Genomic DNA, 24,888 nt, shown 5'->3' with positions numbered 1-24,888 from the left:
CCAATCTCAGCCGCCATAAAGGCTCGTACGAAAACCACCTCTAGGGAGATAGTTCAATACCCATATGGAGCACAATTGACGGATGACATGATCTAGAATGTGCGCTCTTTTTTTATTCGGGATTCGATTATATGAAACGCGCTTTCTTCGCCGCTCTGACCATGCTGGCTGCACCTGCCATGGCCGAACAGACCATTGCCCACCACTTCGCCACACTGGAATACCAGCGGATCATCGATGGCTGCCAGATGTATCGCCTCAATACCCCGCAAGGCGCGACCTTGCTGTTCGGACACAACTTCAATGACACCGGCGTCAATGCGGAAGGAGGTGCCTCTGCCGGTACTATGGATCTCTACTCCTACATGTATTCGGACCCGAAATATCGCAGCTACTCCCTGCGGGGCACCAATAATCTCTATCGGCCCTCCACCAGCGACTCTTATACCTTTATGACCCTTTCCGTCGGGGCCGGCAGATCACCCGACAACTTCATGTTGTCCCAGCGCAAGAACATCGAACGGGCGACCTCTTACTCCAGCGGCGATACCCAGCTCTCGATGCATTTCTACGACGGACAGGATCAGCCGAAATATGACAAGGCGATGCCGAAATATCTCTCGCTGTGCGGCAGCAATATTGCCTCCTTCGACTCATTGACCAGCCTTAGACTGCGCATCGCCAGCTCCACCATCAAGGTGCAGTACCCAAGATTCAACCAGCCTGCCGGGATCAAGGCCAGCAATGATCTGGTCAGCGAAGTCCAGCTCGCCTGGAGCAATGCCGACAACAGCGCCATCACGACCCGTCAGCATAAATACACCCGCATCTCCCGCGCCGAGAAACTCGACAAGCCGCAAGATCAGAAATTTGTCGAACTGGCCAAACTCGGCATCAACGACGACCGCTATATCGACATCAATGGCGACCAGAATCCTCTGATCCCCGGCAAGGAGTATGTCTATCAGGTGCAGTACTGCGACGGTTACGACTTCTGCGAAGCGAGCCCTCAGGTGATTGGCAAAGCCAATTAAGCAGCCCGCTATCGAAGCAATAAAAATCCCCCGCACTCGGGGGATTTTTGTTTCCTGTTTGGCGAGTCACTATCTGCGCCGGCGGGCAGGGATGGGCTGCTCACCATCAGCGGTTATTCAGCGCTTCCACTTTCGCGATCATGATGGCCATCAGGCTAGAGACGAGCATTAGCGCCATGGCAATGGGCAGCGAGAACATAAGGTAATAAACACGTCCACTTGCCACCCAAAAAGAGTCTGACGTCACCATGAAAGGCAGCGGCAGCAGCATGAGCAAGGCGAAGTAGAAAATGATCCTGGCGATCACCAGAGGGGTTTTGAGGGATTGCGTTACGACTTTTCGGTACGGCCACATGATAGTTTGCTCCCTGATTCGTTATTATCCAGCCATCGGCCGCTCCCCCGGAAAGGAGTTTCGGCCTTGTTCATCCATGATGGCTTCATGCAGCACCCTGATTAACAGCCACCGACCGGCTGGTCAAGGGACTCTCCATTACCGGCTTTTTCCCATGTTTTTTATTATTCTGCGCGCCGCCATGATGGCGAGGAAAACCTATATCAAATCGGTGCCGCACCACAGCAATATCTAACAAGTGTTTCTATATCCGCAGTTTATTGATTGCCTGCCATTCGGGGGCTTGTAGCAGCCCCCACTCTGGGATAGCCCTTGAGAGCGTTCAGGCAGAAGGCACGGGGCCCACCGCTGCCAGCAGCGCAGTGCCATAGGAGTTGTCTATGGTGCAGCGCCACTGCCCATCGGCTTCTTTGCGAAACACATAGGTGGCGCGGCGGGTTTCATCAGTCAGGCCCCCTTGGCCATCGGGGTAATTGAGCCGGGTCTCCATGATCACCAGGGCATTGTCGGCCCCCTCGATCACCTCCATGGCGCCCTGCTCCACCTTGAGCTGCCCCTGAAAGTAATCCGAGATGGCAGTAAAGGCGCGGCGGATGGCGGGAATGCCGCGCACCACCATGCCGGGCTTAACCACCAGGGCGGCATCCTCGGCGTAGAAGGCCATCAGGGCGTCGAAATCGCGCCGGGAGATGGCGGCATCGCAGGTCTCGATGAGAGTTCGAAGGGGATGCTGATTCATCTTCACTCCTTATAGGGGGCGGCCTGCCCGCCCTGTCACGGATAAAAAGCAACGGATAGAAAAATCCCCCGAGCTCGGGGGATTGGCAATCAACTCAACCGAGCAGGAAGGCTCTTAGCGGGGCAAACTCCGCCGGCAGGTTGTGGGACAGGAGCGGCAGCACGGCGTGCTTGGCGAGCGGGCCGGGCAGCGGCACATCGAGACCCAGGATCTCGTCCACCGACTCCTTGAACTTGGCCGGATGAGCGGTGCAGAGGAACACCCCCACCTCGTCCTCAGCCAGCTGCTCGCCCAGCAGATCCCAGGCAATCGCCCCGTGGGGTTCGCACAGGTAATCCAGCTCATGCAGACGTTTCAGCGCATCACGGGTTTCGGCATCACTGCGCATGCCAGAACCCAGGGTTTCCAGTGCCCAGCCGTTGCGACGGCACAGCTCCTCTACCCTAGGCCAGTTGTTGGGGCGGCTCACATCCATGGCATTCGACAGCGTTGCCACTGTCTGGTGCGGCTCCCACTGACCGGTTTTCAGGTAGCGCGGCACGGTGTCGTTGGCGTTGGTGGCGGCGATAAAGCGCTTCACCGGCAGCCCCAGCGCTTTGGCGATAAGGCCTGCGGTGAGGTTGCCAAAGTTGCCGGACGGCACGCTGATGACCGCCTTGGCACGATCGGCTTTCGGCAGCTGGGCCACTGCCTCGAAGTAGTAGCAAACCTGGGCCAGCAAGCGGCTGATGTTGATGGAGTTGGCGGAGTTCAGGCCAATGGCCTTTTTCAGCTCCTCGTCATCGAAGGATTGCTTCACCAACGCCTGGCAGGCATCGAAGTCGCCGTCGATGGCGATGGTGCGGATGTTGCCCCCTAAGGTGCAGAACAGCGCCTCCTGCAGCGGGCTGATCTTGCCCTTGGGGTAGAGGATCACCACCTCGATCCCCTCCAGCCCGTAGAAGGCGTGGGCCACGGCGGCGCCGGTGTCGCCGGAGGTGGCGGTCAAGATGGTGATCTTGTCGTTGGTTCTAAAGGCCGCGAGGCACTGAGCCATAAAGCGGCCGCCGAAGTCCTTGAACGCCAGGGTCTGGCCGTGGAACAGTTCGAGGGCATAGGTGCCATCTTTGAGTTTCACCAGCGGCGCCGGGAAGGTGAAGGCGGCCTTCACCAGCTCATGCACCTGAGGCGCGGCCACTTCATCCCCCAGCAGGTGGCTGAGGATGCGGGCGGAGCGCTCCACCAGCGGCAGATCCAGCAGGGCATCCACATCGGCCAGCGGCTCGAGCCGCTCGGGGAAGAACAGACCCTGTTCGCGGCCCAGACCCTGACGCACCGCCTGGGCGAAGCTCACCTGTTCACTCTTGTCCTTGATATTGTAAAGATTCATAGCTCGCTTCCTGTTACCCGTGCCCCGGCCATGTCGAGTTTGCAAACCCGGGCAAATCCATCTTCGTTCTGCACGAAATGTGCGTCCATCCAATCTTTCATCCGCTCGGCCTGGGCCAGATCCTTCATCACCACGAAGACGCTGGGGCCGGAGCCCGAGATGCCTGTGGCCAGCGCCCCGTTCTGGGCGGCCTGGGCCCGTACCTCGTTGAAACCTTCAATCAGCGCCGCGCGGTAGGGCTCGGCAATCACGTCTTTCAATACGCTCGCCGCCAGCCCCTCCTGCCCGGTGTAGCTGGCGTGCACGAAGGCGGCCAGCCGGCGGCCATAGGTGAGGCAATCCTGCCGGCGATACTGGGCCGGCAAAATGGCGCGGGCGGCGGCGGTGGAGACCACTGTGCCCGGATAGCAGACCACCCAATACCACTGCTCAAACACCGGGATGCCCTGGCTGATGACGCCGTGCTCTTCCAGCACCAGCTGCATGCCGCCCAGATAGCAGGGGGCGACGTTGTCGTAGTGGACGGAGCCGGAGATCTTGCCTTCCATCTCCCCCATCAGCAGCAGCAGGTCGTGTTCATTGAGGGGGGCGCCGTGAAAGGCGTTGAGGCCTTCCAGTGCCGCCACCACGCTGCAGGCGCTGGAACCCAGACCCGAGCCCACCGGCAGGTTTTTCTCCAGCACCATTTCGAGCAGCTTGAGTTTCAGGCCCCGCTTCTCCAGCGCCTCGCCATAGGCGAGCCAGCAGTCATGGAGGATGTTCTTTTTCGGGTCAGCCGGCAACTTGTGGGCGTAACGGCCCACGCTAGAGAGGGCAAACGGCACGTCGGCAGCTTTCACCTGGACGCGATCCCCGAGCAGAGAGCCATCCACGGGGGCGAGCGCCGCCCCCAGTACATCGAATCCCACGCTCAGGTTGGCGCTGGAGGCGGGGGCGTAGGCCACCACGCTGCTGCTCTGGTACATGTCTGAACTCATGCTTACAACTCCTGCTTCCAGTTCTGGGTACGCAGCACGTCGGCAAAGACGCCCGCGGCGGTCACTTCGGTACCGGCGCCATAGCCACGCAGCACCAACGGGATCGGCTGGTAGTAGGTAGAGAAGAAGGCGAGCGCATTCTCCCCGTCTTTGACCTTGAACAGCGGCTCGTCGGCGCCGACCGCCTTGATCGCGACCTTGCACTTGCCACCCTCGATGGAACCCACGTAGCGCAGCACCTTGCCCTGAGCTTGCGCGGCCGCAAACTGGTCGCGGAACCAGCCGTCAGCCTCCGGCAGGCGGGCCATGAAGGCTTCCACGTCGCCGCTCACATCAAAGCCCGGCGGCAATGCCTGCTCCACTTCCACATCGGAGAGCTCCAGCGCCATGCCGGCCTCGCGGGCCAGGATCAGCAGCTTGCGGGCCACATCCATGCCGTTGAGATCGTCACGCGGATCCGGCTCGGTAAAGCCGTTGCCGCGGGCAATCTTGGTCGCCTCGGAGAAGGCCATCCCCTCGTCCAGCTTGCCGAAGATAAAGGAGAGCGAACCGGACAGCACGCCGTCGAAGGCGCGCAGCTTGTCACCGGCCTTGATCAGGTTCTGCAGGTTCTCGATGACCGGCAGGCCTGCGCCCACGTTGGTTTCATACAGGAACTTGCGACGGGTCTGGCGGGCTGTGCGGCGCAGCGCCTTGTAGTAATCGAGCGACCCGGTATTGGCCTTCTTGTTCGGGGTGACCACATGGAAACCGGCGGCGAGGAAGTCCGCATACTGGACGGCGATGGCCTCGCTGGAGGTGCAATCGACGATCACCGGGTTGATGAGGTGGCTCTCTTCCACCAGCTTTTGCACCGCTTCCAGGCTGAAGCTGTCACGGGCCTCCACCAGCTGTTCACGCCAGTTGGCGAGATTCAGCCCATCCTTGTTGACCGCCATCTGGCGGCTGTTGGCGATGCCCACCACCCGCAGGCCGGTGCCCTGCTCGGCCAATACCGGCTGCTGACGGGCAATCTGATCCACCAGGGCCGCGCCGACACCGCCGACGCCGACTACGAAGAGATCGATGAACTGCTGGCTGCCGAAGAAGTTCTGGTGGCAGGCCTTGATGGCTTCCGCCACCTTGCGATCCCGCACCACCGCAGAGATGGAGCGCTCGCTCGAACCCTGGGCGATGGCGACGATGTTGATGGAGGCTTGTGCCAGCGAGGTGAAGAAGCGGGCCGCCATCCCCTTGGAGGTGCGCATGCCATCACCGATGAGAGAGATGATCGCCAGATCCTGCATGATCTCGAGCGGATCCAGCAGCTGGTTCTTCAATTCCAGCTCGAACTCGCGCTCCAGCACCTTGCGGGTCTTGTCGCAGTCATAGCTGTGGATACAGAAGCTGACGCTGTACTCGGAGGAGGATTGGGTGATGAGGACGATGCTAACCCCGGCGCGGGAGACGGCGGAGAAGATGCGGCCGGCCATGCCCACCATGCCCTTCATGCCGGGGCCGGAGACGTTGAACATGCACATGCCGGAGAGATCCGAGATGGCCTTCACCTTCAGGTCGTCATCCCCCTGCTCGACCCCGATGAGGGTGCCCGGCCCTTGCGGGTTGAAGCTGTTCTTGATGAGACAGGGGATGTGGAACTGGGCCACCGGCGCGATGGTTTTCGGGTGCAGTACCTTGGCACCGAAGTAGGAGAGCTCCATCGCCTCCTTGTAGGAGAGGGTTTTCAGCAGATAGGCGTCCGGCACCAGGCGCGGGTCGCAGTTGTAGCAGCCCTCGACATCGGTCCAGATCTCGCAGCACTCGGCATCGACGCAGGCGGCCAGCACGGCGGCGGAGTAGTCGGAGCCGTTACGACCCAGCAGCACGGTTTCGCCCTTGTCGCTGCCGCCGGTGAAGCCCGGCATCAGGTAGAGACAGTCGGAGCGCAGGCCCTTGGCGGCGAAGCGCAGGCGGGAGGCTTCGATGTCGACGTGTGCCTCCAAATAGCCGCCGTCGGTCACCAGCAGCTGCTCTGGCACTATGATGTCCAGCTCAAGGCCGCGCACCCGCAGCAGCTCGTGCATGAAGGCGATGGAGAGGTTCTCACCCCGGCTCAGGATACGAGCCTGCACGTTGTCCGGGCAGAGCCCCAGCAGGCGGATGCCCTGCATCAGCCGCTCCACCTGATCCAGTTCGCTGGTGAGACGAGCCTGCAGCGCCTTGTCATCCAGCGCCGGATAGGCTGCCTTCAAGCCGGCCAGCAGGCGGGAGAAGATGCCGTTGATCTCGAACAAGGTGCTGCTGGCATCCATGCCGCGGCTGGTCTGTTCCACCAGGGCCACCAGGTGGTTGGTCACCTTGGCCGGTGCCGACAGCACCAGGGCAACCTGGGATTGGCCGTGGGTATTCACCGCGATATCGGCGACCCGTAAAAAACGCTCTGCATCGGCCAGTGACGACCCGCCAAACTTCAACACTCTCATCGCTTTCTCTCCCTGTGATCCTTGCAAATTTGCCCGAAAATGGTTCTGAAAATCATCCAACAAAAAGGCCCGTACTGGGTGGGTACGGGCCTTTTCTGATTTCTGTGCTTGTTCGTCAGCGCATCAACCGGCCCCAGTGCCACCTGTGGTGGTACCGGTAATAATGGTGGTGGTGATGACGTTGGTGAATAACTGCATGACGAACACTCTTGAACGAAGCTGGCTTTTAGCAATACCGCGCCGGGCGCAGGGCTGTCAACCTAAACCTCTTTGCCAAGTTTGCGGGCAAGGTCTTTGCAGAGCAGGTGGAGCATATTCAAATCCCGCTGCGGCAGCATGGGCACTCGGTCCATCACCCATTGATGCAGTTTTTCATCCTGCGAAACTCCGAGTTCACCGAGAATTTCTGCTGTTTTGCTTTTCAGCACCCGAACCTGGCCGGCGTTATCAACATTTTCTGCTAACACCTCGGGCTCATCGAGCAACTGGCTCAGCTCGTAGGCGTACAGCATGATCGCCTGCCCCAGGTTCAGGGACGGGTAGCTCACCTTGAGCGGCAGATAGCTGATGAGGTCGACCTGGGCCAGCTGCTCATTGGAGAGCCCTGACTCCTCGCAGCCAAACACGATGGCGACCTTGTCCAGCGACGGCTTGGCCTTGATCTGGTCGCGGATCTCGGCCGGCGTGAGGTAGTGCTGATAACGGCCGCGCTGGCGGGCGGTGGTGGCCACCACCAGATCCATGTCGGCCAGCGCCTCTTCCAGGGTGTCGAACGCCTCGGCCTGGGTCAAAATCTCCTGCGCACCGTGGGCCACCCAGCTCGCCTCCTCCTCTTCGTGCACCCGGCTTGCCACCAGTCGCATGGCATCAAAGCCCATGGTTTTCATGGCGCGGGCGGCAGCGCCCACGTTGGCCGGGCGGGCGGGGGCCACCAGCACAAAATAGAGTTTCATCGGGTTTTCTCCTGGGCAGGGCCGAACGCGCAAACAACAGCGGATCATCGGCAAAACAGGGGCGCAATCTACCGTTTTCACCCGGAAATTGCCACTTGAACAGACGTTTGAATGTTGCCATAGTGGCCGGGAATGTGAACAAATTGCAGCCAATCCCAGGCGCCATCGGCCCGACAGATCACAAGGAAGAGAGAGATGCAGCAGCCATTGGAACAGGCCGTCGCCGAGACGATTCTGCAACGCTTCGAGTCGTTTTACAGCCGGTTTCTCGAAATCACCCAGGGCAGCAAGAGTCGCTTCGAGAACAGCGACTGGCTCGGGGTGCAGCTCGCAGGGCGCGAGCGCATTCGCCTCTACGATCACCACGTCGGCGCCACCACGGCGCTGATCAAGCAGATGATGGGGGCTACCCTGCCGAGCCAGGCCCTGCTCAAGCAGGTGAAGGGGGCATTCAGCGATCTGCTGCCCAAGTGCGAGAACTTCGAGGTGGCGGAGTCCTTCTTCAACTCCGTCTATCGCCGCATCTTCCGCCATCGCAACATTCGCGACGAGAACCTCTATATCCATCCGTTTCGCAGCCGGGGGGAGCACCCCGACCTGAGCGCCCTGCTGCGCATCTATCGCACCGATCTCGCCCACCTGCCGCAGACCCTGAGCCAGCTGCTGGGGGATTACAGCTTCACTCTGCCCTATGAGGACAAACAGCGGGATATTGTCGACATCCAGCACCATCTTGCCGAGAACGGGCCGGCCATCCTGCACGATGAGCCGTTCGCCATCGAGCTGCTCAAGGAGGTGTTCTACCGCAACAAGGGGGCCTATCTGGTGGGGCTGATCCGGGTCAAGGGGCAGGTCTTCCCCTTCATCCTGCCGCTGCTCAGCACCGGCCAGAGCATCTATGTGGACACCGTCATCTTCGAGCCGGAGCTGGCCTCCATCGTGTTCGGCTTCGCCCGCGCCTACTTCATGGTCTATGCCCCCGTGCCGGCGCTGTTCGTGCTGTTTCTGCGCCAGATCATGCCCCACAAGCCGGACTACGAGATCTACAACGCCATCGGCTGCCAGAAGCACGGCAAGACTGAGCTCTATCGTCACTACCAGCAGCACCTGGCCCAGAGCCGGGAGCAGTTCGTCATCGCGCCGGGCATCAAGGGGATGGTGATGAGCGTGTTTACCCTTCCCTCCTATGACGTGGTGTTCAAGGTGATCAAAGACGAGTTCACGCCCCCCAAGGATGTGAGCCACGAACAGGTGAAGGCGAAATACCGGCTGGTAAAACAGCACGACCGGGTGGGCCGAATGGCCGATACCCAGGAGTTCACCAACTTCGAGTTTCCGCTCGATCGCATCTCGCCGGAGCTGCTGGCCGAGCTCAAGACGGTGGCCCCGTCTGCGCTGACCCTCACCGACGACAAGCTGGTGATCAAGCACCTCTACACCGAACGCAAGATGATCCCGCTCAACCTCTATCTGGACAAGGCAGATGAGCAGCAGACCCGGCTCGCGCTGGAGGAGTACGGCAACGCCATCAAGCAGCTGGCGGCGGCCAACATCTTTCCGGGCGACATGCTGTTCAAGAACTTCGGGGTCACCCGTCACGGCCGGGTGGTGTTCTACGACTACGACGAGATCTGCTACATGACGGAGTGCAACTTCCGCCAGATCCCGCCGCCGCGCTACCCCGAGGATGAGTGGAGCGCCGAGCCCTGGTACTCGGTGGCCCCCAACGACATCTTCCCCGAGGAGTTCGCCACCTTCCTGCTGCAAAAGCCGCAGGTGCGCGACATCATGCTGCAACTGCACAAGGAGATGTTCGACGCCAACTACTGGAAGATGCTGCAGAGCAACATCAAGGAGGGAGTGTTCGAGGATGTCTATCCCTATCGGCGCAAGAAGCGCTTCAAGTTTCAGCGGGGGGGCTAGCCTATCCTGGAGCCCAGTTGCAAAAGGGAGTGCAAATAGCAAAAGGGACGCCGAGGCGTCCCTTTTGCGTTGGGCTGTCAGCTCGCGCTACGACAGCCCCTGACAAAACCGTCAGTTACTTGGCGGCAGGCATGGCGTCGAAGGTAAGCAGCGCCGCCTTGTTGGCATCGCTCAATACCAGCTGCTGACCGCTGATCTGGAAGCTCGCCACTTTCTCCAGCTTTTGCAGATAGAGCATCTCCTTGCCGGCCAGATCCCCCATGCACATCATGCGGGTCGAACCCATGGGGCCCAGCGCCAGCACACCGTCACCCTGCTGGGTGATGGCGCCGAAATAGCGGTTGCAGCCGCCCTTGCCCGCTACCTTGTCACCGGCCACTTGCAGGGTGAAGGTGTCGCCGCTCGCCCCTTGCAGTTGCCAGGTGGAAGCTTGCAATTGAGTCAGCTTGGAACCAGTTGCCATGGCGCAGCCTCCCAGGGCTAGTACGGCCAGCAGAGTCAGTTTTTTGTTCATGGGTTCACCTCTTGATATCAGCAAAATAGGGGAAGAAACATGGTGATGGGGGCCTGTGTATCATGAGAGCGGAGCAAATCAAAACTGTTTTATTGTGATCGGGGTTCCCTTTACTACCAGCTGGCATGTGCCATGCTTGTATTCCTGTTCCGGACCCAGGGAGGGGAAAAGAATGGTCAAATCATCCGTCATCGCACTCGTCTCATGCCTCAGCCTTACCGCCCAGGCCGCCGACTGGGATTTCCTCAAGAACGACGCCAACAGCCAGCTCTACGTCAAGAGTTACTCCGGCGTGCTGCTCGACAATCAGGCCCATCACAACGACAGTTTCGATCTCTGGCTCATCAATACCGGCTATCAGTATCCGCTGCACGATGGCGTCAGCCTCTACATGGAAGCAGGCCCGGCCATCGGTCCCAGCAGCGAGCAATCAGGCTACAACCTGAGCTCGGGAGTGCGCTATCAGCTCTCCCCCATGCTCAACATCGGCAGCCAGCTCAAACAGCTGGAAGTGAACAAACCCAGCACCCTGCTGGAGCTCAACACCAGCCTGCTGCTGACCCCGCAACTGGCCATCACCGCCAACTACGGCGTCAGCGCCTTTAGCACCGAACAGTCCCTCAGCGTCGGGGTCGGCTTCAACTTCTAGCTGGGTCAGATAAGCCGGGTGGCGCTCACCAGCACGCCGTTGAGATCGGCGTAGACGTAGTCACCCGGATGTATGGTCACCCCGGCAAACGACACCACCGCATCCAGCTCACCCAGCCCTCGCTTCTCGGTTTTGACCGGACAGGGCGCCAATGCCTTGACCCCCAGCGCCAGTGTTGCCAGCGTGCCCACGTCGCGCACGGCGCCGTAGATCACGATGCCTTCCCAGCCCTGCTCCGCCGCCTTGATCGCCAGTTGATCGCCGAGCAGGGCACGGCGCAGAGAGCCACCGCCATCGATCACCATCACCCGCCCCTGCCCCGGCCGGTTGACCAGCTCCCGCACCAGGCTGTTGTCCTCATAACAAGAGAGAGTGACTGCCTGGCCGTGAAACAGCGCCTTGCCACCAAAATCTTGAAACAGCGGTTCAGCCACCTGCAGGGCATCGCCATATTCGTCACAGAGATCGGGCAGTAGATCCAGCATCATAAGTCTCCTTCCATGGACATGAATTCGCTCATTCTTTCATCAAGCAGAGCCCCTGACAATCCAGTGGGATTCAATTCTGCCCAGATGGTGTGGCGCCCCCGCCAACAACACCGGCAACAGCCACAGTTCCCCCTGCTCCACCCAGTAGATGGAATTCTGGCCAAAGCGGGCCGCCAGCCGGATGGCCTCGCTGCGCGTGGAGGCCAGCAACAGCGACGACTCCTGCCAGCTTTCATCCAGCGAACTGCCCCGGCAAGGCCCCATCACCTGCCAGCGAGGAACCGCCGCAATGGACCGCAACAGGGCCCGCTGACGGCGGGTATTGCGACGCATTCCCAGCTGGCGACTGGCAGGATTCCAGGCCGTCACAATGGCGTAGGCAGGCCATTTCGGCGCCGAAAAGGGTGCAATAAAGCAGATTTTTCTGTAGTTTTCCCACAAATTCATGTCAACCACATGTTACATTCCATTACATTTTATAGGGGCGAAAATGGGGGCAACCCCAAGTATCATGCTGTGAACTCAGGGTTTGACCTATATCAAACCAGAGTTAAAAAGTTGCTATCTGACGGCAAAGAGTGTTGTTATGCGCCTGTTAACTGATAAAATGCAGCCACTTTTGTAATGGACTACCTTTCCAGGCTTCTCTCGATCAGACTTATTGAGAGCCTATGTGTGGCACAGGGATGTTTGCCAACGCTGATGCCAAATTCGCGATAATCCGACCTGACATTCATACCCAGGATGACGTAATAAATTTTCAGGACCGGTCGGGTAACGCCAAAGAGTGTTAAAATTTAGATAACTAACTGATAAGAATCTGGGAATACTCATGCAAACACCACACATTCTGATCGTCGAAGACGAACTGGTCACTCGCAATACCCTGAAAAGCATCTTCGAGGCAGAGGGCTATATCGTGCTCGAAGCCAACAATGGCGACGAGATGCATCAGGCTCTGACTTCCCACACCATCAATCTGGTGATCATGGACATCAACCTGCCGGGCAAGAATGGCCTGCTGCTGGCACGCGAGCTGCGTGAGGACGACAACATCGCCCTGATGTTCCTGACCGGTCGTGACAACGAAGTGGACAAGATCCTGGGTCTGGAGATCGGTGCCGACGATTACATCACCAAGCCGTTCAACCCCCGTGAGCTGACCATCCGTGCCCGCAACCTGCTGAGCCGTACCATGAACGTGGCCGCCGGTGGCGAAGAGAAGAAGCTGGTGGAGCGTTACCTGTTCAACGGCTGGGCGCTGGACATCAACAGCCGCGCCCTGGTCAGCCCGGCTGGCGACATGTTCAAGCTGCCGCGCTCCGAGTTCCGCGCCATGCTGCACTTCTGCGAAAATCCTGGCCAGATCCAGACCCGTGCCGAGCTGCTCAAGAAGATGACCGGCCGTGAGCTCAAGCCCCACGACCGTACCGTGGATGTCACCATCCGCCGTATCCGCAAGCACTTCGAGAGCGTCAACGACACTCCGGAGATCATCGCCACCATCCACGGCGAAGGCTATCGCTTCTGCGGCGAGCTGGAGCAGGAGTAATCCTCCCTCCCCCGAGTTGAAAAGGCGCCGATGGCGCCTTTTCCATTTCTGCACCATCCAGCTTGGTCAAGCTGGCACTATCGCCGGCATCAAAAAACAGACAACAAAAAGCCCACTCGCAGGAGTGGGCTTTTTGCATGAACGCTGGAGCGGGCAGCGGGAATCGAACCCGCATCATCAGCTTGGAAGGCTGAGGTAATAGCCATTATACGATGCCCGCCTGGCATCAAAAACTTGCTTGGTGTGATGGGGAAACCCCACGACAGACAGCCGTTTTAGCTGAGGTGACAACGGCCTTGACCGTTATCTGGAATTTGGAGCGGGTGATGGGAATCGAACCCACGTATGCAGCTTGGGAAGCTACCGTTCTACCATTGAACTACACCCGCGTCAGGGCCTCTACTATATGCATTTTGCCGCCGAGCGCAATCACCTCGATACGGTTTTTTACCGTAAATCAATCTGTTCGGCCAACTAATGAGCAGCACGCCGCTTTTTCAATCAACCGTTTTCACAAGCCGGAATTTACAAGGTTGCCAAGCCTGGGGGGCGAGGATAGTCTTGCGCCACTCTACGCGAGGATGGTGGTAATGGATAAAAAAACGCAAAAACGACTCTATGGCTGGTTGCGCAATCAATCGAGCCACGGCCGGCGCTGGATCGGCCTCTCCATCGGCTTTGGCCTGGGTCAGGGCATCCTGATGGTGGCGCAGGCCTGGCTGCTGGCCACCCTGCTGCACGGTTTCATCATCGAAGGCACCACGCCGGCGCAATCCATTCCCCTCTTCATCGCCCTGCTGCTGGTTACCCTCGGCAAGGCGGTGCTGGCCTATGGCCGTGAAGTGGCCAGCTTCAAGGCCGGCAGCGCGGTGCGCCAGGCCATCCGCGAGCTGGTGCTCACCCGCCTCGGCCGCTTGGGGCCGGCCTACATCCAGCGTCGACCGGCCGGCAGCTGGGCCAGCCTGCTGCTGGAGCAGATTGAAAACATGCAGGATTTCTTCTCCCGCTATCTGCCGCAGATGGCGATTGCCGTGTTCATTCCGGTGGTGATCCTGGTGGCCGTGTTCCCGGTCAACTGGGCCGCTGGCCTGATCCTGCTGGGCACGGCGCCCCTTATTCCCCTCTTCATGATCCTGGTGGGGGTCGGCGCCGCCGATGCCAACCGCCGCAACTTCCAGGCGCTGGCCCGTCTCTCCGGCCACTTCCTCGATCGCCTGAAGGGGCTGCGCACCCTGCAGCTCTTCATGCGCACCCAGGCGGAAGGGGATGCCATTCGCGATGCGTCGGAAGATTTTCGCGAACGCACCATGGAGGTGCTGCGCCTTGCCTTCCTCAGTACCGCCGTGCTGGAGTTCTTCGCCGCCCTCTCGGTGGCACTGGTGGCCGTCTACTTCGGTTTCTCCTATATCGATCACCTGAACTTCGGCCACTATGGCAGCAAAGTTACCCTGTTTACCGGCCTGTTTGTGCTGTTTCTGGCCCCTGAGTTCTATGCTCCGCTGCGCGAACTCGGCGCCCACTACCACGCCAAGGCGCAGGCCATCGGCGCCGCCGAACAGCTGCTGGAGTTTCTCGAAGCCGAGGTGACGGAACCTGCCTCAGGCCATGCGCCGTTTCATGCCGACGCCCCCATCAGGGTAGAAGCCAAAGGCCTTGAAGTGCTGAGCGCCGAGGGCAAGGTGCTGGTCGGCCCTATCGACTTCACCCTGACGTCCGGCTCGCGCACCGCCCTCATCGGCATCAGCGGCGCCGGCAAGAGCTCGCTGGTCAACGCCCTGCTCGGTTTTGCCCCCTATCGCGGCGAGCTCAAGGTCAACGGCCAGGAGCTGGCCAGCCTCGACATGAGCCAGTGGCGCCGCCAGCTGGGCTGGCTCTCTCAGAACCCGCAGCTGTTCCATGCCTCGCTGCGCGACAACCTGCTGCTGGCCAACCCATCCGCCAGTGACAGCGAACTGGAGGAGGCCCTGAAACGGGCTCAGGCGTGGGAGTTTGCCATGGAAAAGGGGCTCGATTATGCGGTGGGGGATCAGGCCGGTGGCCTCTCGGTCGGCCAGGCCCAGCGCCTCGCCCTGGCCCGTACCCTGCTCAAGTCCACCCAGCTGATGGTGCTGGACGAACCGACCGCCAGCCTGGATCGCCACTCCGAGCGTGCCATCATGACCACGCTGGAACAGGCCGCAGCAGGCCAGACCCTGCTGATGATCACTCACCGCATCGACCAGCTCACCAAGATGGACCAGATCCTGGTGCTGGAGCGCGGCAAGCTGGTGGAGCAAGGCAGCTTCCAGCAACTGAGTACCGCACAGGGGCCGTTCGCCCGCCTGCTCTCCCAACGTAACGAGGGTTCTCTCGATGACTGATCTCTTGCCGTTTCTGCGCCTCTATCGCCAGCACTGGCTGAGCCTCTCCCTCGGCCTGCTGCTGGCCCTGGTAACCCTGGTCGCCGGGATGGGACTGCTGTCGCTCTCCGGCTGGTTCCTTTCCGCCGCCGCCGTGGCGGGGATGGCGGTCGCCAGTCGCGACACCTTCAACTACATGACGCCGGCTGGCGGGGTACGCTTCTTCTCCATCATCCGCACCGCTGGCCGCTGGGGTGAGCGGGTGGTGAGCCACGACGCCACCTTCCGGGTGCTGACCCGGTTGCGGGTCTGGTTCTGGCAAAAGCTCTCGCCGCTCTCCACTGGCGCCCTGGCAGGCTTTCGCCAGGCGGACCTGCTCAACCGGCTGGTGGCCGACATCGACGCCATGGACCACGTCTACCTACGGCTGGTCACCCCCATCGGCGCGGCCCTGCTCAGCAGCGCCGGCCTGGTGTTCTTCCTCTCGCTGTTCGATGCCGACCTGGCCCTGATACTGGGCGCCATCCTGCTGTTCGGTATGCTGGCCCTGCCGCTGGTGTTCTACTTCCTCGGCCGCCAGCCCGGTCGCCAACTGATCGCCGAGAAGTCCAACCTGCGTACCCGTCTCGTGGACTATCTGGACGGTCAGGCCGAGCTGCAGATGTTTGCCGCCGCCCCCCGGGCGCGTGACGAGCTGCAGCAGGCCGAACAGGCGCTGATCCAGGCCCAGGCCCGCATGGCCCGGGTGAGCGGGCTGGCCAACTGCTCGGTGCAACTGCTGAGTGGCTGGACCCTCACCCTGATGCTGTGGCTGGCCGGTCACGGGGTGGCAGGCGCCACGCCGGATCCCATCACGGCGCTGATGGTGTTCGCCACCCTGGCCAGCTTCGAGGCGCTGATGCCGCTGGCCGGTGCCTTCCAGCACCTCTCCACCAGCCTCACCTCGGCCCGCCGCCTCAACGAGATCCTGCAGGAGGCCAAGGCCCCCGAGTGGGGCCACGAAGAACGCCACGCGCCACAGGGGGCGCTGCAGATAAACGACCTCTATTTCAGCTACCCAGGCAACCCGCAGCCGGTGCTGCGTGGCTGCACCCTGCAGTTGCAGGCCGGTGAAAAGCTGGCGCTGCTGGGCCAGACCGGCTGCGGCAAATCGACCCTGATGGGACTGCTGACCCGCGAATGGAACCCGCAGGCCGGCAAGATCCTGCTCGATGGCAAGCCGCTCACCGACTACAGCGAAGGGGCGCTGCGCGCCTCCCTCTCGGTGGTGAGCCAGCGGGTGCACCTGTTTGCCGATACCCTGCGCGGCAACCTCAAGCTGGCCGCCCCCCATGCCAGTGACGAGCAGCTGGTGCAGGTGCTGACCCAGGTCGGCCTTGCCAACCTGCTGGAAGATGATAACGGCCACAGCGACAGCGGGCTCGATGCCTGGCTGGGGGATGGCGGCCGGCCGCTCTCCGGTGGCGAGCGCCGCCGCATCGGCATCGCCCGCGCCCTGCTGCACGACGCCCCGCTCTGGCTGCTGGATGAGCCGACCGAGGGGCTCGACAGCCAGACCGAGCGGGAGATCATGGATCTGTTGTTCCGGTTGGGGGCAGATCGCACCCTGCTGCTCATCTCCCACCGTTTGCTGGGGCTGGAGCAGATGGACCGGATCGCCCTGATGGAAGAGGGGCAGATCCGCCTCTGCGCCCCCCATCAGACGCTGCTGGCGGACGACTACTACCGCAGCCTGCATCAGCGGCTGGCGCCGGCCTGATGACCAACGAGAGAGGGGCGCCCGCTGCGCCCCTCTCTCGTGACACCAGGCCAGTCATCTTTGCCGGCAGCGTGAAGTTGCACAGGCAACACGCGGCCGGATCCTGGTCACACCCCGTCCATACGGCTAAAAATGGGGCTGGTCGATACCGTCGACTGGCCCCTATAATGGCCCCTTCGTTATTCCACCAGATGCCGACATGGAGCGCCTGCGCCTTGCTACTGTCCTCATCACCGACACAAGATACGAGACGATGAAACGCCTGATCCTGATGATGCCCCTGATTGCCTCCGGCTGCGCCGACTTTGCCTTCAACAGCAATCTGGACAAAGAGAACTTCGACGAGTACTTCAAGCCGGGCAGCGTTCAGATCTATGAGCAGGGCCAGCTGGCCAATCTCAACTACCTCTACCTCGGCACCGTCGAAGGGGAGTCCTGCCAGAGCGATGCCAAGCAGCCGATCCCCAACGCTGGCGAGGCCCGTACTCTGGCCCGCCGCCGCGTGGCCGACATGGGCGGCAACGGCGTCACCTTCGACAAGTGCGCCGAATTCAGCGACACCCCGGGCTGCCTGAAGCAGGTGATCTGCTACGGCCAGGCGCTGAAGGTCGCCACCGAGAAATAAGCGTCAACTGCAAGGAGCCTGCATGGCACTGGCCATCGTTCGCCTCGGCACGCCCCGCCTACCCGACGAGGGACTGCGGATCGGCACCGTGCGCCGCCCGCCCCGCGGCGTGCCCAAAACCGAGTTTGCCAGCCAGGATTGGTACGACGTCTGGTTCCCCAATCTCGCCCCCAGCAACGACACCATGAAGCTGGGCCAGGGGGCCGAGACGCCCGCCCAGTGGAGCGCCTTCTGCAAACAGTACAAGGCTGAGCTGGCGACCCCCGCCGCCAGGCACGATCTGGCGCTGCTGGCCGCCCTCTCCCACACCACCAACCTGTCGGTGGGCTGCTACTGCGAGCAGGAGTCCCGCTGTCATCGCGCCATCCTGCGCGAGCAACTGACCGCTGCTGGCGCCGCCATGCGCGCTGAGTAGCGGCGCTCACACCAGACAGAAAAGGGCATCTCTCGATGCCCTTTTGCTTTGCTGCGGCACTTGCCGGCCTCTAGCGGACAAGCTGACGCAGCCGCGTCTCCTGCTCGGCCGTGATGCCAGCGGCCACCACAGCGTCCGGCGCGCCGGCCAGCCACTCGGCCACATCAGCCACCGTCTCCTCCAGCGGCCGAAAATTGAGGCCCTGCACAATGGCCGCCTCGGCGCTGATACGACCATAACCGGCATACTCGGGCTGCTCATTGGGCAACAGGGTCGGATAGCTCTGCCAGGGCTCCACCCCGGCGGCCAGCAGCGCGGGCCAGGGCGCCCACTCCGGCACGAGCGGGGTCGCAGGAGCCAGCCTGGCGGCCAGACGATCCACCCAGTCGTTCAGTGCGATACCGGGCTTGAGCAGATTGAAGGTGCCGCTCAATTGCTGCTCGGCGGCCCGCAGCACAAACTCGGCGCAGTCGCGCACGTCCAGATATTGCAGCCGGTCTTCCCCCTGCCCCGGCAGCAGCCAGGGGCCGCCCTGTTGCACCCGTTTCACCCACCAGGCCAGCCGGCCGGTGGGATCATGGGGGCCGCACAAGACGCCTGGGCGCAAGATGCAGAGCCGCTCGCCCCAACGGGCACGATACGTGGCCTCGCACAGCACCTTGAGGGGGCCGTAATCTTCCGGCATCTCCCCCTCGGCAATCTCGTGCAGCGGCGCCGACTCGTCCTGCCCGGGCAGGGCGAAGTCGCGATAGACGCTGATGGTGGAGATGAAGATCAACCGCTCGCAGCGCCCGAGCAGGGCTGCCGAGAGGCTCGCCGCCTGTTCGGGGCGATAGCAGCAGGTGTCGATGGCCAGATCCCAGCTTCCCTGATAGTGATGCAGCGGGGTCAGGTCCTGATCCCGGTCCCCCTGCAGTTGGGTGAGCTCACGCCAGTCCGGGTGCTGGCGTCGGCCGCGATTGAACAAGGTCACCTCGTGGCCCCAGTCCAGCGCAAGCGCCGTGAGATGGCGCCCCAGAAATCCGGTGCCGCCGATGATCAGCAGTTTCATCCCTGTCTCTCCTGTGCGGCGCGGCTCCTGTTCTGGGGTCACGCCGGTTGTAGCGATCCGCCCTGCTGGCGGACGCGCCGTTCACTCATCCTGCGCCCACCCTACGCAACTTGGCGGCGCGATACAGCCCCGAAGCGGCCGGGATGGGAGCGGGATCACGGCAAGCAGGCAGCCACCGGCCGGCGGGCAAGCCTGCGTTTTGAGGGCCGCTGTGCTACATTGCCGGGGTTTTCAGTCAGGATCCGCCATGAAGTTCGAAATCGACACCCTGGGTATCATCCGCTCTCCCTACAAGGAGAAGTTCGCCATCCCGCGCCAGCCTGGTCTGGTCAAATCGGCCCGCGCCCGCCTCGAGCTGCTGCCTCCCTACGATCAGCCGGACGTACTGCGCGGCATCGAGCAATTCTCCCACCTCTGGCTCAGCTTCGTGTTTCACCAGACCATGGCGCAGGGCTGGCACCCGACGGTGCGCCCGCCGCGCCTGGGCGGCAACGAGCGGGTCGGGGTGTTCGCCACCCGCTCCACCTTTCGCCCCAATCCGCTCGGCCTCTCGGTGGTCGAACTGCACGGGGTCGGCCGTGAGCGCGGCAAACTCTGGCTCGAGCTGGGGGCGGTGGACCTGCTCGATGGCACTCCCATCGTCGACATCAAGCCCTATATCCCGTATGCCGACAGCCTGCCGGATGCTCGCGGCGGGTTCGCCCCCGATGCCCCCACCCCGCCGCTGGCGGTGAATTTCAGCCCCGAGGCGGAGCAGCAGCTGCAACCCTGGCTCAAGGCCCACCCCGAGCTGCGTCTGCTGGTGAGCGAAGTGCTGGCCCAGGATCCGCGCCCCGCCTACAAGAAGGGCAAGTCGGACGACAAGGAGTACGGCGTCAGGCTGTTTGACTGCAACGTACGCTTTCGCATCAGCGAGCCCAGTTGTCTGGTGCTCGCCATCGAGCCGGCCCAGTGAGCCAGCCATAAAAAAACCACCCGTTCGGGTGGTTTTTTGTCAGTCGTGATCCTTGTGCCTGATGGCAATCTGGCGAAATTCCTCCTCGCAGGCAAGGAAGGCGTCGACGATGGCCGGATCGAAGTGGCGACCACGCCCCTCCACTATGATGGTCCTGGCCTGCTCATGGCTGAAGGCGGGCTTGTAGACCCGTTTCGAGATGAGAGCGTCGTAGACATCCGCCAGAGCCATCAGCCGCCCCGACAAGGGGATCGCCTCCCCCGCCAACCCGGCCGGATAGCCGCTGCCATCCCACTTCTCGTGGTGAGTCAGGGAGATCTCCCGCGCCAGCCGCAGGAAGGAGTTGGAGCCGAGCTGGGCTTCGGCGCTCGCCAGCGCATCGGCACCGATCTGCGGGTGGCGCTTCATGATGGCGAACTCCTCGTCCGTCAGCTTGCCCGGTTTGAGCAGGATGGCATCGGGAATACCCACCTTGCCCACGTCGTGCAGCGGCGCCGATTTGAACAGCAGATCAATGGTGGCGTCGTCCAGCGGATAGCGCTCCCAGTCGCTGCGGCTCAACTGCTCCGCCAGCACCTTGACATAGTACTGGGTGCGGATGATATGGGCGCCGGTCTCGTTGTCGCGGGTCTCCGCCAGCGAGGCGAGCCCCAGGATGGCCACGTCCCGGGTCAGGTTGAGCTCGTCCTGGCGCGCCTTCAGCTCACCAATCATCTGGTTGGTGCCGGCGGCAATCAGGCCGAACTCATCGTCCCGGATCACCGGCACCCGCGCCTCCAGATCACCACACTGTACCTGCGCCATGGCGCGAGTCTGATGCATCAGTGACAAGGTAAGGTTACGGCCATAGCCGCGAATGATGAGCCAGAGATAACCGAAGGTCACCACCATCACGAAGGCGATCTCCAGCAGGATGTAGTGCTGGGCATCGAGCCGAGGCAGGCTCTTGTCCACTGTGACCAGCCACTCCAGATCCTTGTTGAACAACAGGAAGAACACAGCGCCAAGCAGGGTCAGTGTGGTGAAGGTGAACAGGGAGAATTTGCGGGAAACCGGCATGGCCAGCGGCTGGTTCAGCACCAGGCAGGCCTGATGCTCTCGCAGCTTGGCCCGCTGCCAATCCCGCTGCAGCGAGAGATCCGCCGCCACCAGAAAACCCAGGGTGCTCATCCCCAACAGGATCTTGAGGTGGCTTTCCAGCGGAAAATCATACCGGATACCGTTGTAGCCAGAGAGCAGCAAGGCCCCCAGCAGGTAGAAGCCCACCTCCAGCCCGAAGCCTCCCAGCCCCTGACCGGACAGCGTCACCTTGCGCAGCAGTTGATCACGCAGGACAAACATGATGGAGAAGGTCACCAGCACGGGCCCCAGCAGCTGGGGCAGCGTGAGGCTCTCCAGAAACGGGCAGACCTGCAGCCCATAGAAACAAAACAGTGACAGCGTCACCCCGTAGTGAAGGGCGCAGCGCCCCGTGATCCTCTGCATGATGCTACCCAAACCTTATCGTCATGATGGCGGGGAGATGACCCCGCCCCTCACAGGCGCCGCAACAGCAGGCTCCCGATCGAGTAGCCGGCGCCAAACGAGCAGAGCACGCCGCGGGCCCCCGCGGAAAGGTCGCGATTGTACAGATGGAACGCAATAATGGAACCCGCCGAGCTGGTGTTGCCGTAGCTGTCGAGAATGACCGGCGCCTCCTGCTGACTGGCATCGTGACCAAGCAGCTTGCGGGCGATGAACTGGTTCATGGTCAGATTCGCCTGATGGAGCCAGAGCCGGCTCAGGGAATCCGCCGGCCAGCCCTGCTCGTCGAGTTGGTTGGCGATCTGGTCGCACACCAGCGGCAGCACCTCCTTGAACACCTTGCGCCCCTGCTGGCGGAACAGCTTGTCGTCGCCATAGCGGGTACGCGGGCTGAGCCGGTTCAGGAAGCCGAAGTTGTTGCGAATATTGTTGGAGTACTGGGTCACCAGCTTGCTGGCCACCAGTTGCCAGGGGTTGGCCGCCTGGCAATCGGCTTCCCGCTCCAGCAGCACGGCGGTACAGGCGTCGCCAAAGATGAAGTGACTGTCCCGATCGCGGAAGTTGAGGTGCCCCGAGCAGATCTCCGGATTGACCACCAGCGCCAGTTTGGCACTGCCGGCCGCAAGCATGTCTGCGGCGGTCTTGATGCCGAAGGTGGCGGAGGAGCAGGCCACGTTCATGTCAAACGCCATGCCGCCCGCCCCCAGATAGTGCTGCAGCTCGATGGAGAGGGCCGGATAGGGGCGCGGCATGTTGGAGGCGGCGACAATCACCAGATCGATCTCGCCGGGCTCGCGACCGGCGGCGATCAGCGCCTGCTCGGCGGCGGCCACCGCCATCTCCACCATGATGGAGGGCTTGTCATCGGGCCGCTCAGGCAGCAGCGGCTGCATGATGTCGGGATCCAGCACCCCCTCCTTGCTCACCAGATAGCGGCTCTTGATGCCGGAGGCCTTCTCGATGAACTCACTGCTCGAGTGCTGCTTGGCGGGCAACTGGCCGGCGTCGATGGCGGAGGCGTTCTCCTCGTTGTAGAGATCCACGTACTGGTTGAAGGCGGCCACCAGCGCTTCATTGCTGACGGCAAAGGGAGGGGTATAGAGGCCTGAGCCACTGATCACGATAGAGGTCATCTTTGCTCCTCGCCGGGTTCACTCCCGGCTTGTTGGTCTGTTCGGGTAGAGAGGGTCACAGCTGGTCGATGGCCGCAGCCAGACCCGCCAGGGTCAGCGGGTGCATGCGCCCGCCGATCAATTCGTTCATCAGCTTGATGGAGGGGTGCCAGAGCCACTCCCGGCGCGGGGTGGGGTTGATCCACACCAGCTTGGGAAAGTGCTGCTGCAGGCGGGCCAGCCACACCTGACCGGCCTCCTCATTCCAATACTCGACGCTGCCGCCAGGCCAGGTGATCTCGTAGGGGCCCATGGTGGCATCCCCCACCAGGATCACCTTGTAGTCGCTGCCGTAGGTGCGCAGCAGGCGCAGGGTATCGAAGCGCGCCTCGTGCCGGCGGGCGTTGTCCTGCCAGACGAAGTCGTAGAGACAGTTGTGAAAGTAGAAGTACTCCAGATGCTTGAACTCGTGGCGCAGGGCCGAGAAGAGCCGCTGCACCTCGGCCACATGGGCATCCATGGAGCCTCCCACGTCGAAGAAGACCAGCAGCTTGACCCCGTTGTGGCGCTCGGGCCTGAGCTTCACATCGAGCCAGCCCTGTCTGGCCGTGCTCTGGATGGTGTCGTCGAGATCCAGCTCGTCGGGGCTGCCCTTGCGCACCCAGCGCCTGAGCTTGCGCAGCGCCAGCTGAATGGCGCGCTGGCCAAGCGGTGAATCGTCGCTGAAGTTACGATAGTGGCGCGCTTCCCACACCTTGACCGCCTTGCCATGCTGGCCCTCTCCCCCCATGCGGATCCCTTCCGGGTGAAAACCGCCGTGGCCAAACGGGCTGCTGCCGCCAGTACCGACCCACTTGTTGCCGCCGGCGTGACGCTCCTTCTGCTCGCTTAACCGCTGGTTTAGGGTCTCCAGCAGTTGGTCGAGTCCGCCGAGGGATGTGAGCAACGCCTTCTCCTCGGCGCTCAGCAATCGCTCGAACTCCTTACGCAGCCACTCCTCGGGCAGGCTCTCCGGTAACAGGGGGATGGCGGCCAACCCTTCGTAATACTCGGCGAAGGCGCGATCGAAGCGATCATAGTGAGCCTCGTCTTTCACCAGCAGGCAGCGGGAGAGCTGGTAGAACTCGTCCATGTCGAGGCTGGTCAGCCGGGCTGCCAGCGCCGCGTGCAAGTCCAGCAATTCGCGCAGGCTGCAGGGGAGCTTGTGACGGCGCAGATGGGTAAAAAAGTCGATCAGCATGGGTCAGCTGCCGCGTCTGGCCAGAAAAGCGAGCTTCTCAAACAGATGCAGGTCCTGCTCGGTCTTGAGCAGGGCGCCATAGAGGGCAGGCACCAGTTTGCCCGGCTCGCGGGTGCGCATCGCCTCGGGGGCGATATCGTCGGCCAACAGCAGCCGGATCCAGTCCAAGAGCTCCGAGGTGGACGGCTTCTTGCGCAGCCCCTCTACCTCGCGCAGCTCGAAGAAGAGATCCATCGCCTCACCGAGCAGGCTCTCCTTGAGGTCGGGGTAGTGAAGCTTGACGATGGCCTGCATCTCGGCCTTGTCGGGGAAGCGGATGTAGTGGAAGAAGCAGCGGCGCAGGAAGGCGTCCGGCAGCTCCTTCTCGTTGTTGGAGGTGATGATGACCACCGGCCGCTGCTGGGCCTTGACTCGCTCGCCGGTCTCGTAGACGTCGAACTCCATCCGATCCAGCTCCTGCAGCAGATCGTTGGGGAACTCGATGTCCGCCTTGTCGATTTCATCGATGAGCAGCACCGGGCGCTGGTCGGCGGTGAAGGCCTGCCACAGCTTGCCGCGGCGGATGTAGTGGCTGATCTCCCCCACCCTGGGGTCCCCGAGCTGGGAGTCGCGCAGCCTGGCCACCGCATCGTACTCATAGAGCCCCTGCTGGGCCTTGGTAGTGGATTTGATGTGCCAGGCAATCAGCTCGGTGCCCAGATGGCGAGCCACCGCTTCGGCCAGCTCGGTCTTGCCTGTGCCGGGTTCCCCTTTGATAAGCAAGGGTTTTTCCAGCACGATGGCGGCATTGACCGCCATCTTGAGCGATTCAGAGGCGAGATAGCGATCGCTTCCTGCAAATCCCATAACGTCC

23 protein-coding genes and 2 tRNA genes are annotated in these 24,888 nt (G+C 61.9%); 9 read left to right on the top strand and 16 right to left on the bottom strand.

Features of this window, described 5'->3' with window-relative positions:
- Positions 1–131 precede the first annotated feature (131 nt).
- Complete coding sequence (locus ACB032_RS02400; protein ID WP_371137267.1) at positions 132–1,034, top strand: hypothetical protein; 903 nt, start codon at positions 132–134, stop codon at positions 1,032–1,034.
- 106 nt (positions 1,035–1,140) lie between these two features.
- Here ACB032_RS02400 and ACB032_RS02395 read toward each other — a convergent pair whose 3' ends face one another.
- From ACB032_RS02395 to ACB032_RS02370, 6 genes are all read right to left on the bottom strand, one after another.
- Positions 1,141–1,389 (bottom strand): hypothetical protein, encoded by a 249-nt coding sequence (locus ACB032_RS02395; RefSeq protein WP_371137266.1) that lies wholly within the window; start codon positions 1,387–1,389, stop codon positions 1,141–1,143.
- A gap of 322 nt (positions 1,390–1,711) precedes the next feature.
- Positions 1,712–2,128 (bottom strand): SgcJ/EcaC family oxidoreductase, encoded by a 417-nt coding sequence (locus ACB032_RS02390; protein ID WP_101150211.1) that lies wholly within the window; start codon positions 2,126–2,128, stop codon positions 1,712–1,714.
- Between the two features lie 94 nt (positions 2,129–2,222).
- On the bottom strand, positions 2,223–3,497 hold the full coding sequence (gene thrC / locus ACB032_RS02385; protein WP_371137265.1) for a threonine synthase: 1,275 nt from the start codon (positions 3,495–3,497) through the stop codon (positions 2,223–2,225).
- Positions 3,494–4,474, bottom strand: a complete 981-nt coding sequence (gene thrB / locus ACB032_RS02380) for a homoserine kinase (RefSeq protein WP_371137264.1) — start codon at positions 4,472–4,474, stop codon at positions 3,494–3,496. The genes thrC and thrB overlap by 4 nt, the downstream gene beginning before the upstream one ends.
- Positions 4,475–4,476: 2 nt before the next feature.
- Positions 4,477–6,936, bottom strand: coding sequence for a bifunctional aspartate kinase/homoserine dehydrogenase I (gene thrA, locus ACB032_RS02375; protein ID WP_371137263.1), 2,460 nt, complete (start codon positions 6,934–6,936; stop codon positions 4,477–4,479).
- A gap of 260 nt (positions 6,937–7,196) precedes the next feature.
- Positions 7,197–7,889, bottom strand: coding sequence for a tRNA/rRNA methyltransferase (locus tag ACB032_RS02370; protein ID WP_371137262.1), 693 nt, complete (start codon positions 7,887–7,889; stop codon positions 7,197–7,199).
- 195 nt (positions 7,890–8,084) lie between these two features.
- Between ACB032_RS02370 and aceK the strand changes: the two genes are divergently transcribed.
- Entirely contained in the window at positions 8,085–9,812 is a 1,728-nt protein-coding gene (aceK, locus tag ACB032_RS02365; protein WP_371137261.1) for a bifunctional isocitrate dehydrogenase kinase/phosphatase, read from the top strand.
- Between the two features lie 115 nt (positions 9,813–9,927).
- Here the strand turns inward: aceK and ACB032_RS02360 are convergent, their stop codons facing one another.
- Complete coding sequence (locus ACB032_RS02360; protein WP_024943684.1) at positions 9,928–10,326, bottom strand: META domain-containing protein; 399 nt, start codon at positions 10,324–10,326, stop codon at positions 9,928–9,930.
- Positions 10,327–10,498: 172 nt separating this feature from the next.
- Between ACB032_RS02360 and ACB032_RS02355 the strand changes: the two genes are divergently transcribed.
- Positions 10,499–10,975: a hypothetical protein gene (locus ACB032_RS02355; RefSeq protein ID WP_076360198.1), complete on the top strand. Its 477-nt coding sequence runs from the start codon at positions 10,499–10,501 to the stop codon at positions 10,973–10,975.
- Positions 10,976–10,980: 5 nt separating this feature from the next.
- Here ACB032_RS02355 and ACB032_RS02350 read toward each other — a convergent pair whose 3' ends face one another.
- Together ACB032_RS02350 and ACB032_RS02345 are read right to left on the bottom strand one after the other, a co-directional pair.
- A complete protein-coding gene (locus tag ACB032_RS02350; protein WP_270827663.1) occupies positions 10,981–11,460 on the bottom strand; it encodes a putative 4-hydroxy-4-methyl-2-oxoglutarate aldolase in 480 nt (159 codons plus the stop codon).
- 42 nt (positions 11,461–11,502) lie between these two features.
- Entirely contained in the window at positions 11,503–11,919 is a 417-nt protein-coding gene (locus ACB032_RS02345) for a DUF3293 domain-containing protein (protein WP_371137260.1), read from the bottom strand.
- 376 nt (positions 11,920–12,295) lie between these two features.
- Here ACB032_RS02345 and arcA point away from each other — a divergent pair, with 376 nt between their 5' ends.
- On the top strand, positions 12,296–13,015 hold the full coding sequence (gene arcA / locus ACB032_RS02340) for a two-component system response regulator ArcA (RefSeq protein ID WP_011706824.1): 720 nt from the start codon (positions 12,296–12,298) through the stop codon (positions 13,013–13,015).
- A gap of 145 nt (positions 13,016–13,160) precedes the next feature.
- Here the strand turns inward: arcA and ACB032_RS02335 are convergent.
- Positions 13,161–13,235 (bottom strand) — tRNA-Gly (locus tag ACB032_RS02335).
- A gap of 95 nt (positions 13,236–13,330) precedes the next feature.
- Positions 13,331–13,404: transfer RNA gene (locus tag ACB032_RS02330), tRNA-Gly, on the bottom strand.
- A gap of 201 nt (positions 13,405–13,605) precedes the next feature.
- Between ACB032_RS02330 and cydD the strand changes: the two genes are divergently transcribed.
- From cydD to ACB032_RS02310, 4 genes are all read left to right on the top strand, one after another.
- Positions 13,606–15,375: a cysteine/glutathione ABC transporter permease/ATP-binding protein CydD gene (cydD, locus tag ACB032_RS02325; RefSeq protein ID WP_135319266.1), complete on the top strand. Its 1,770-nt coding sequence runs from the start codon at positions 13,606–13,608 to the stop codon at positions 15,373–15,375.
- On the top strand, positions 15,368–17,113 hold the full coding sequence (cydC, locus tag ACB032_RS02320) for a cysteine/glutathione ABC transporter ATP-binding protein/permease CydC (protein WP_371137259.1): 1,746 nt from the start codon (positions 15,368–15,370) through the stop codon (positions 17,111–17,113). Before cydD ends, cydC begins: the two co-directional genes overlap by 8 nt.
- Positions 17,114–17,366: 253 nt before the next feature.
- Positions 17,367–17,738 (top strand): Rcs stress response system protein RcsF, encoded by a 372-nt coding sequence (gene rcsF, locus ACB032_RS02315; RefSeq protein WP_101150203.1) that lies wholly within the window; start codon positions 17,367–17,369, stop codon positions 17,736–17,738.
- 22 nt (positions 17,739–17,760) lie between these two features.
- On the top strand, positions 17,761–18,153 hold the full coding sequence (locus ACB032_RS02310; RefSeq protein WP_101150202.1) for a DUF488 domain-containing protein: 393 nt from the start codon (positions 17,761–17,763) through the stop codon (positions 18,151–18,153).
- 70 nt (positions 18,154–18,223) lie between these two features.
- Here ACB032_RS02310 and ACB032_RS02305 read toward each other — a convergent pair whose 3' ends face one another.
- Positions 18,224–19,204 carry an NAD-dependent epimerase/dehydratase family protein gene (locus tag ACB032_RS02305; protein WP_371137258.1) on the bottom strand — a complete coding sequence of 327 codons (981 nt, stop codon included), beginning with the start codon at positions 19,202–19,204 and terminating at the stop codon, positions 18,224–18,226.
- A gap of 247 nt (positions 19,205–19,451) precedes the next feature.
- On the opposite strand from ACB032_RS02305, the gene tsaA reads away from it, so the two are divergent.
- On the top strand, positions 19,452–20,159 hold the full coding sequence (gene tsaA / locus ACB032_RS02300) for a tRNA (N6-threonylcarbamoyladenosine(37)-N6)-methyltransferase TrmO (RefSeq protein ID WP_323945242.1): 708 nt from the start codon (positions 19,452–19,454) through the stop codon (positions 20,157–20,159).
- A 39-nt stretch (positions 20,160–20,198) separates the two neighbouring features.
- On the opposite strand, the gene ACB032_RS02295 is transcribed toward tsaA, so the two are convergent.
- The 4 genes from ACB032_RS02295 to ACB032_RS02280 are packed head-to-tail and all read right to left on the bottom strand — an operon-like array spanning position 20,199 to position 24,881.
- On the bottom strand, positions 20,199–21,644 hold the full coding sequence (locus tag ACB032_RS02295) for an HD-GYP domain-containing protein (RefSeq protein WP_371137257.1): 1,446 nt from the start codon (positions 21,642–21,644) through the stop codon (positions 20,199–20,201).
- 50 nt (positions 21,645–21,694) lie between these two features.
- Entirely contained in the window at positions 21,695–22,816 is a 1,122-nt protein-coding gene (locus ACB032_RS02290; RefSeq protein WP_263677712.1) for a beta-ketoacyl-ACP synthase III, read from the bottom strand.
- Between the two features lie 55 nt (positions 22,817–22,871).
- Positions 22,872–24,035 carry a VWA domain-containing protein gene (locus ACB032_RS02285; RefSeq protein WP_371137256.1) on the bottom strand — a complete coding sequence of 388 codons (1,164 nt, stop codon included), beginning with the start codon at positions 24,033–24,035 and terminating at the stop codon, positions 22,872–22,874.
- 3 nt (positions 24,036–24,038) lie between these two features.
- The gene (locus ACB032_RS02280; protein WP_270827627.1) at positions 24,039–24,881 is read right to left on the bottom strand and encodes a MoxR family ATPase; all 843 of its coding nucleotides are present in this window, start codon (positions 24,879–24,881) and stop codon (positions 24,039–24,041) included.
- Positions 24,882–24,888: the final 7 nt, after the last annotated feature.

Origin of the sequence: Aeromonas sp. S5(2024) (genome assembly GCF_041403025.1) — a bacterium.
In the GTDB taxonomy this organism is placed as follows: Bacteria; Pseudomonadota; Gammaproteobacteria; order Enterobacterales; family Aeromonadaceae; genus Aeromonas; species Aeromonas hydrophila.
This window is presented reverse-complemented; position numbering and strand designations above follow the sequence as displayed.